This window comes from Desulfurellaceae bacterium (assembly GCA_021296095.1).
Taxonomy (GTDB): domain Bacteria; phylum Desulfobacterota; class Binatia; order Bin18; family Bin18; genus JAAXHF01.
Genome location: JAGWBB010000100.1, coordinates 1 through 8060, shown reverse-complemented (window position 1 = coordinate 8060; position 8060 = coordinate 1). Strand labels below are relative to the sequence as shown.

Below are 8060 nucleotides of genomic sequence, written 5' to 3'. Positions count from 1 at the left end.
GCATCCTGTGGTCCTCCGCCCTCGGCTGCTATCACACGACCGCTCCAATGGCTACAACCTATCGTGAACCACTCTAGCGACAGCATGTATCTCGGAAGATACTTGGACAGGACATGTCTACCCGAACAAGGACAAGCTTAGCGTTAGCCGAAGGATCGGCGTCTATTCCTCCTTGCAGGAATGCCGCGGCGCGGCAACGAGGGTGGTCGCGCTTGAGAGATGGGAAAATGCCGATTACGAATGTGGCCTGAACTGCGAGAAACTTCCCGATAGCCCATTTGTCATTTGCAAACAGACTTCGCGCTAGGAATTTCAAATTGAGACACAACCAAATCAGCCCGAAATGACCGTCCTGTGCGGCTGATGATGCCTATCAGATGATTGCCACGAACATCGCGCTGACAGCGGCGGTCCTGTTCAAAGTGCCGATGCCATAAGGCCAGCGCCCAGCATGTCTATTCCTCCGGCAGGCGATACATCCGAATCGGATGCGGCGTGCGCTGGAACTCGGGCAGATTCCGCCACGGTCGGCCGGCCGTCACCCCACCGTCAACGGCCAGGGCTTGGCCGGTCACAAAGCTCGAATCGTCGCTCGCCAGCCACAGCGCGGCCCGGGCGATTTCTTCGGGCTCCCCGACCCGATTGAGGGCGTGCATGCGGGCGGCGTTGTCCCGCAGAGCCTGCACCTGCTCCGCCCTGGGCTCGGGCCGGCCAACCGCCAGCGGGGTCACGATCGCGCCCGGACAAATGCAGTTGACCCGGATCCCGTACTCGCCCAGCTCAAGGGCCACCGACTTGGTCAGCTGCACGACCCCGGCCTTGGCCACGCTGTACAGGTGGGGCGCCATGCCGGCCTCCAGACCGGCCGCGCTGGCCGTGCTGATGATGCTGCCCGTGCGCTGGCGCTTCATGACCGGCGCGGCGTGCTTCATGCCCAGAAAGACGCTCTTGAGCAGCACGTCAAAGGTCATGTCGTACTCTTCAACCGGGGTCGTCTCAATCGGCCCCAAGGCGCCCCCAAAGCCCGCGTTGTTATACACACAGTCGAGCCGGCCCCAGCGCGACACGACCGTATCAATCGCCCCGCTGACCTCGGCCTCGCGGGTCACGTTCACCTTCAGGAAAGCGGTATCTTGCCCCAGGCTGGCGGCCAGCTCCTGTCCCTTTTCCTCCTGGAGGTCGGCGATCAAAACGCGGGCGCCCTGTTCGACAAACAGCCGCACCGTTGCTGCGCCGATCCCGCTCGCTCCGCCCGTGATTATTGCCGTCCGGCCATCAAGTTTTCCCATCCAGACCTCCTGAGTGTGGTTGTCGTGTCTCGTGCCTGCGGCCTGTCCTGAGGCGACAGGTCAAGCACGTAAAAGACCAGATCCCACGTCTGGTCTTCGGTCAGGGCGTCGCGGTACGACGCCATTGAGGAACCATCCATACCGGTCATCAGGCGCTGAAACACCGCCTGGGGACTGAAGCCGCCGCGAAAGCGCCATTTATCCGTCAAATCCCGAGGCGTGATCGGCTCTCCCTCAGAGGTTTTCAGGTCTTGGCCGGAGCGGCCGTCGCCCTTGCCGCTGTCGCCGTGACAGCTCGTGCAGCCCGAGTCCCCGTAGAGCCGCGCCCCGCGCGCGATACGCTCGGCAGAGACCGCCGGAGGAACCGGCAGAGCCAGGGGACGCGGAGCGGGGTCGCGTTCAAAGCGAGCAGAAAACCGCTTTATATAAGCCACCACGTCGCGGATGTCGGCCGGGCTCAGAAAAGCCTGAAACGCGGGCATCCCGCTGCCGGCCAAGCCGTGGGCCACCGAGCGGTATACATCCTCATCGGTCGGCAGCTGGCCGGTCGGGGTCGAACGGTAGCGAAAACGGGCCTGCGTAAAATCACGCGGCCGGGGACTCAGGTGTGAAGCAAACACCCCCTGACCGTCGCCCCGAGTCCCATGACAGCCGCTGCACTGCCGTTCATACACGGCTTGTCCGGGCGAGGCGGCCGGTGGCTCGGGGCCGGGCTCGGAAGCCGGGGGCTGCGGGTCGGGTTGGTCGGGTCGATCAGAAGCCTGCAAAAACTCGGCAATGTGGCAATCGGTCAGAAAGCTGCTCAGGTCGAGCCACAGCCGCTCGACCGAGTAGGTCACGACGCGGCCCGAGCCGAAACTGACCTCGGCGGACTGTCCGTCCGGCGCGATGGCCGACACACGGGCCGACAGGTGGGTGTCTGCCAAGCTGTCGAAAAACGCCCGCCATGGAGCGGGAGAGCCTGGGTCAAGCATGGCCAGCCGCTCGGCCAGATTTATTCCGTAGACGCCCCCGCGTTCGGCAAAAAACTCAGGAAAATCCACGTCCCGCCAGTTGCGTTCGGCAATCAGATGGCCTAGCGCCTGACCCATCGGCAGCGTCACCTGGGCTTCCCACTCGGTGCCCGGCGCCCACACAAGGCTGACGCCCGCGCCGGCGCGGAAACCGAGCAGCCGCGACGTGAACAGCCGGCGGTCCTCGGCCCAGGCCAGGAAGGCCGGCCAGCGCGAATCGTCGGGCCGTATCGTCAGAGTGGTGTCCGAATCAGAACTGGCGCAGCTGCGGGCCCAAGCGGAACCGCTATCGGTCGCGGCCTGAGCGAAGACGCACGCCAGGGCGAGACACAGCAAGACAGATGGACGAACCATCTCCGGCCCCGAGCAGTCAGTTAAAGGGACTCGTGGTCACAGACATCATCGGCCATCACGAGGAGCTTGGCCGTCCACTTTGATACTCAGCTCACGCAGCTGCTTGGCATCGACCTGGCCGGGGGCGTTTGTCATCAGACACACAGCCTTGGCCGTCTTGGGAAAGGCAATCACCTCGCGCAGCGAGTCCGCCCCGGCAAACAGCATGGCCAGACGGTCAAAGCCCAGCGCAATGCCCCCGTGCGGGGGTGCCCCATAGGACAGCGCCTCCATCAGAAAACCGAATTTCTCCTGAGCCTCGACCTCGTCTATGCCCAGCAGACCGAACATCTTCTGCTGGATGTCCTGACGGTGGATTCTGATGCTGCCGCCGCCCAGCTCCACCCCGTTGAGGACCAGATCATAGGCAAAAGCCCGGGCTTTTCCGGGCTCGGTGTCCAGCAGCCCAAGGTCGCTGTCGTGCGGGGAGGTGAAGGGATGGTGCATGGCCGTGTAGCGCTGGGCCTCGGCGTTATACTCGAGCAGCGGAAAATCCGTTACCCACAGGAAGTTGAACTCTTCTTTGGGGATGAGGCCCAGGGCGTCTCCCAGGTGCAGCCGCAGCCGGGACAGAACATCGCACACCACCGGCTCGGCATCGGCCACAATCACCACCAGGTCGCCCTCTTGCAGATCCAGGGCTGCCTCAATGGCCTGCTTATCCTGGTCGCCGACAAATTTGGCCAGCGGCGACTGCCAGCCGGACGCGGTCATCCGAAACCAGGCCAGCCCCTTGGCCCCGAAACTGATCGCCAGCGGCGTCAGATCGTCAATCTCCTTGCGCGAAAATCCGGCCTTGGGAACGACAATGCCGCGCACCACCCCACCGCCGGCCACCACCTCGCGGAAGACCTTGATGTCGGTGTTTTTGAACAGCTCGGTCAGTTCCTGCAACTCCAGGCCGAAGCGGATATCCGGTTTATCGGTGCCGTAGCGGGCCATGGCCTCGGCATACGGCAGGCGCAGGAACGGGGTCGGCGGCTCAAAGCCTTTGACCTCTCGACACAGCCGCACGGCCATGCCCTCGATCAGACGGAAAATGTCATCGGGCCGGACAAACGACATCTCAACGTCGATCTGGGTGAACTCCGGCTGTCGGTCGGCGCGCAGATCCTCATCCCGAAAGCAGCGCACGATCTGGAAATATTTGTCCACGCTGCTGACCATCAGCAGTTGTTTGAACAGCTGGGGCGACTGGGGCAGGGCAAAAAATCCGCCCGGATTGACGCGGCTCGGGACCAGATAGTCGCGCGCGCCTTCGGGCGTACTGCGGGTCAGGATCGGCGTCTCGATTTCCAGAAAGTCTTGACCGTCCAGGTAGTCGCGGACAATCTTGGCCAGGCGGTGGCGCAGGCGCAGGTTCTCAAACATCTTGGGCCGTCGCAAATCCAGGTAGCGGTAGCGCAGGCGGGTATTTTCGGTCGGCTCGGTGTCGTCCTCAATCGGAAACGGCGGCGTGCGGGACGGATTCAGAATGCGCAGCTCATCGACGACCAGCTCGACCTCGCCGGTCGGCAGATTCGGGTTGATCGTGTCCGCCGAGCGCCGCTCCAGATGCCCCTGGGCGGCCACCACAAACTCGGCCCGCAGAGCCTTGGCCTGGTTATGGGCGGCCGGGCTGACCTGCGGATTACACACAATCTGAACCAGTCCCGAGCGGTCACGCAGGTCAATGAACGTGACGCCGCCGTGATCACGCTGGGAGTGCACCCAGCCCATCAGCACCATTTCCTGCCCCACCTGACTGCTCCGAGGAGCTCCACACGGACAGCTGCGCTGCCAGTCGCCTAAAGATTCCACAGTGTCTCCCTTAATGCTGCATACGGAAAAGGAGGAACGACCGAGCTGTCATCCCTCCGAACAAGACACGCTATTGTGCCAAAAGTGGACGATGATAACCAGCCCATCACGCGGCAGGGGCGGGCTCGAGACCCGCCCCTACGAAGGGCGCTGACCGCCGCACAAAAGTGGATAGTGAAAGAACGGATCATCGTCCGCTGTGTCTGTCCCTGGCAATATCGCGTTCCAGCTTGTCCACATACGGGGCGACATCAGGCTCAAACGCCGGGTGCTGACACAGCTTGTCATAGTGGGCAAACGTGCGCGGAAATTGGGCCGGAATATCGTCGTGAAACAGACACTTCAGACCGTGTTCGGCCAGGCGAGTCGCCTGGGCCTTCTCGTTCGAGAACAGCGTCAGTTCGGCCACAAAGCAAATATCGGCCAGGCTGATGGTGCCGCCAACCAGGAACTGCCGGTCTGGCGCCAGGCCCCGCTCAATCCCGGCCAGAAAAACCCCGAAGGCGTCGCCCATTCTGACCTGGAGGTCGGCCGTCAGCGAACCGTTGGCCAGGGCCAGAAGATACAGCTGCATATCCCGGGCAAAGACCAGGCTGGTGTCAAGAAAGCTGTCGATACGCGCCGCAGCATAGGCGTCCGTGCCGTACAGGGGATAGCGGTCCTGACCCAGGCGGGCCACGGCTCGCATGATGCTGTTGGATTCAAAGATGCCGACCCTGCCGTCCGGGCTGAAGGCGGCCGGCACGGTGCCGAACGGGTGGGCGTCCAGAAACGCCTCGGTCTTGTACAAGCGGCCCGAAAAGCCGGTCCGTCCCTGCCGTTCGGTCGTCTGTGGTGCTTCGCGTTCCGCATCGGTCAGAGGCCGGGCCTCGAAGTCCCACAGCCACTGCGCCAAATCGCGCGGTTTGGCGCCTCTGAGGTCGAGCCGGACACCGCACAGCCGCGCGGCAATGGTGGCTTTCCAAATCCGAGGGTTGGGCAGATAGGAAAAGATGCGCAGATCGAACTCCGCCGTTCCAGACATGGCCATAAGAACCGCCTTTCGTGAAAGGCAGGCGATACTCTCTCAAGGGAGTCGGCCTCACCCACCTTTCGGGTACTGGAGGCAAACCTATACAGCCTGCCGCCGGGCGTCCAGCGCCCGGAGCGGCACGATGCCACGCCCCTGCCTGAGCACGGTCGTGCAGTCTAAAAAAGTGTTATACGGGAACCTTGCATACCGACCGTGCGGGTCCGTGCGGCTACGTCGGCTGTGGATACCGACCGGTCACATCTTTATACCCGTGCAGGTGCGTTGGCGTGACATGGACGATCAACTCTCCTGACCCGCTGTTGAGTTGCCCATAGGTCTCGGCTAACGCCTGCCCCATATAGCGCCCGCCAATCCGTGTCGCCCAATAGCGCGCCTGGTCTGCATCATCGGACATGACGGCTGTGCCTGCGAGTTCGACATACGCAAACGGTGTCACCTCATCGTCGACACACACGCTGACCCGGGGCTCGTGACGTATATTGCGGGCCTTGATCGAGTCACGCCCAGTCATGAAGACCAGGACCTCTGCCTCAAGATCGTACCACACTGGTACGACCAGGGGCCGGCCATCTTTCCGCACGGTGGCGAGCTTGCCGGTCCGCACCGGACTGAGTAAGAAACTCCGGCATTCTTCAGGGCTCATGCGTTCCATGCCTGCTCCTCCCTCTGATAATGGGCTGGATTCCTCATGGAGCGCCAGCCGTCTGCGAGTCTCTCACAGCCACGGTTTTGTGCGCAAGCCCAGACCGAGAGGGCTGACGAGTCTGCCGACACCGGGTCTCCGTCCGACTTCTTTTCTCTGCCATGAGGGTTTGGTATGCAGGGTGCGAGGAAAGGAGTAACCCCATGACAACAGCTGTATCTCACACGAACGATCTGCCTATCCTACCAGGCCGTCTCGGCAATCCTGCCCACGTCTTGAAGACCGACCCCCGCACCGACCCCCGCCTGGTTGCCGCCTGTGCCCCCTTCAAGCTCGATGTAGCCCTGCCGCCCGTGCCGGTCAGCGCGGACTCGCCCCTGCCGGAAAAGCTCCGCTTCTGTGCCGAAAGCGAGGCTGGCATGGCAGCGGTGTTTACTGCCCAGCTCGCTGACCTGCCGGCAATTCCGCATGTTGAGCGGCGGACCGAGGTCATCACCGGCGTGGACGGGAACGCCATCAATCTGTACATTCACCTGCCCCAGAACATGTCCGGCCCGCTGCCGTGTGTGTACCATATGCACGGCGGTGGCATGGTTATCCTGACAGCCGATGATCCAGCGTATCGACGCTGGCGCGACGAACTCGCGGCCTGCGGCATGGTCGCCATCGGTGTGGAATTCCGCAATGGCGCGGGCAAGCTTGGCAACCATCCGTTTCCGGCCGGTCTCAACGACTGCACGAGCGGACTCCAGTGGACGTTCGACCACAAGGCCAGCCTGGGGGTCTCGAAGATCGTTGTGTCCGGTGAGTCTGGCGGCGGGAATCTCGCCCTGGCCACATGTTTGCAGGCCAAGCAGGACGGACGCCTTGAACACATTGCCGGCGTCTACGCCTTGTGCCCGTACATTTATGGCGAGTGGGCACAGCCCGGCGAGGAGCTTCGCTCTCTGTACGAGAACGACGACTACTTGATCAACCGCCACCAGATGGGGGTGCTGGCGAGCGTCTATGACCCTGAGGGCAAAAACGCGAAAAATCCGCTGTGCTGGCCGTACTGGGCCACAGGCGAAGACCTGCACGGGCTGCCCCCGCACGTCATCTCGGTCAACGAATTAGACCCCCTGCGGGATGAGGGGCTCACGTACTATCAGATGCTCATGGCAGCGGGGGTGCCGGTCTACAGCCGGACCGTCAACGGGACATGCCACGCCGCCGATGTCCTTTTCCGCAAAGCGATCCCCGACGTATACGCTGCCACCATCCGCGATATCAAAGGCTTTGCCGATTCGCTGTAGGTCCGGCGTAGAGGGCGCAGCGTCATGGAACAGATTTCGTCGTCTGTTCCCGTGCTGGGGCCCTCTTCGCGGACAGGGAGGTCTGAACGACACACACAACCCGCTCCGATCTACTATCTGGTCTGAATAGGAGCGCTATCGAAGGAGGTGAACAGTGATCCGTGTCACCGAAGCAATGCGACAAGCGTTCTCAAGCGATGGCGTGATCAAAGCCGAGGGGCTGTTGAGTCCCGCACTGTCAACGGAACGTGGGTTGGAGGTGTCTCTCCGTACCGGTGGCACAGACGTTCTGGGCCTCACGACTCGGGCCGAGCGAGACGGGTGGGTTGTTCGCGGCCAAAAGCTCTCCACCTCTTTCGCTGACGATGCGGACGCAATCCTGGAGAAAAACTATGGCGACTATTACGTGCAAATGCAGTTCCGTTCGTATCGACTTTCCCGTAAACAAAGAGCTTTTCCGACACGAATGTTGTTGTCATGATTGCATTTCGGCCCTGTGGTATGCGACTAAGCGCGGCGGCCCAGAATATCCACACAATCTATGTGCGGACTGCTGCTGGCTGCCGAACGACTTTCGTATCATGACGGGCGAAG

General features: G+C 62.3%; 7 protein-coding genes. 2 read left to right on the top strand and 5 right to left on the bottom strand.

Annotation, left to right across the window (positions count from 1 at the left end; genetic code table 11):
- Positions 1-455: 455 nt before the first annotated feature.
- The 5 genes from J4F42_18950 to J4F42_18930 all read right to left on the bottom strand — a co-directional run bounded on the left by J4F42_18950 (position 456) and on the right by J4F42_18930 (position 6180).
- Positions 456-1289: an SDR family oxidoreductase gene (locus J4F42_18950; protein ID MCE2487596.1), complete on the bottom strand. Its 834-nt coding sequence runs from the start codon at positions 1287-1289 to the stop codon at positions 456-458.
- Complete coding sequence (locus tag J4F42_18945) at positions 1259-2656, bottom strand: c-type cytochrome (GenBank protein MCE2487595.1); 1398 nt, start codon at positions 2654-2656, stop codon at positions 1259-1261. The genes J4F42_18950 and J4F42_18945 overlap by 31 nt, the downstream gene beginning before the upstream one ends.
- A 45-nt stretch (positions 2657-2701) precedes the next feature.
- Complete coding sequence (aspS, locus tag J4F42_18940; protein ID MCE2487594.1) at positions 2702-4495, bottom strand: aspartate--tRNA ligase; 1794 nt, start codon at positions 4493-4495, stop codon at positions 2702-2704.
- 187 nt (positions 4496-4682) lie between these two features.
- Positions 4683-5525: a glutathione S-transferase gene (locus J4F42_18935; protein MCE2487593.1), complete on the bottom strand. Its 843-nt coding sequence runs from the start codon at positions 5523-5525 to the stop codon at positions 4683-4685.
- Between the two features lie 211 nt (positions 5526-5736).
- Positions 5737-6180 carry a PPOX class F420-dependent oxidoreductase gene (locus J4F42_18930; GenBank protein ID MCE2487592.1) on the bottom strand — a complete coding sequence of 148 codons (444 nt, stop codon included), beginning with the start codon at positions 6178-6180 and terminating at the stop codon, positions 5737-5739.
- A 194-nt stretch (positions 6181-6374) separates the two neighbouring features.
- Here J4F42_18930 and J4F42_18925 point away from each other — a divergent pair, with 194 nt between their 5' ends.
- Together J4F42_18925 and J4F42_18920 are read left to right on the top strand one after the other, a co-directional pair.
- Positions 6375-7466: an alpha/beta hydrolase fold domain-containing protein gene (locus J4F42_18925; GenBank protein MCE2487591.1), complete on the top strand. Its 1092-nt coding sequence runs from the start codon at positions 6375-6377 to the stop codon at positions 7464-7466.
- Positions 7467-7620: 154 nt separating this feature from the next.
- Positions 7621-7947 (top strand): hypothetical protein, encoded by a 327-nt coding sequence (locus tag J4F42_18920; GenBank protein ID MCE2487590.1) that lies wholly within the window; start codon positions 7621-7623, stop codon positions 7945-7947.
- Positions 7948-8060: the final 113 nt, after the last annotated feature.

What these genes read in the sequence shown, in the direction of transcription:
- J4F42_18950 (MCE2487596.1), bottom strand. Translation starts at nt 1,289, where the DNA reads ATGGGAAAACTTGATGGCCGGACGGCAATAATCACGGGCGGAGCGAGC.
- J4F42_18945 (MCE2487595.1), bottom strand. Translation starts at nt 2,656, where the DNA reads ATGGTTCGTCCATCTGTCTTGCTGTGTCTCGCCCTGGCGTGCGTCTTC.
- J4F42_18935 (MCE2487593.1), bottom strand. Translation starts at nt 5,525, where the DNA reads ATGGCCATGTCTGGAACGGCGGAGTTCGATCTGCGCATCTTTTCCTAT.
- J4F42_18930 (MCE2487592.1), bottom strand. Translation starts at nt 6,180, where the DNA reads ATGGAACGCATGAGCCCTGAAGAATGCCGGAGTTTCTTACTCAGTCCG.
- J4F42_18925 (MCE2487591.1), top strand. Translation starts at nt 6,375, where the DNA reads ATGACAACAGCTGTATCTCACACGAACGATCTGCCTATCCTACCAGGC.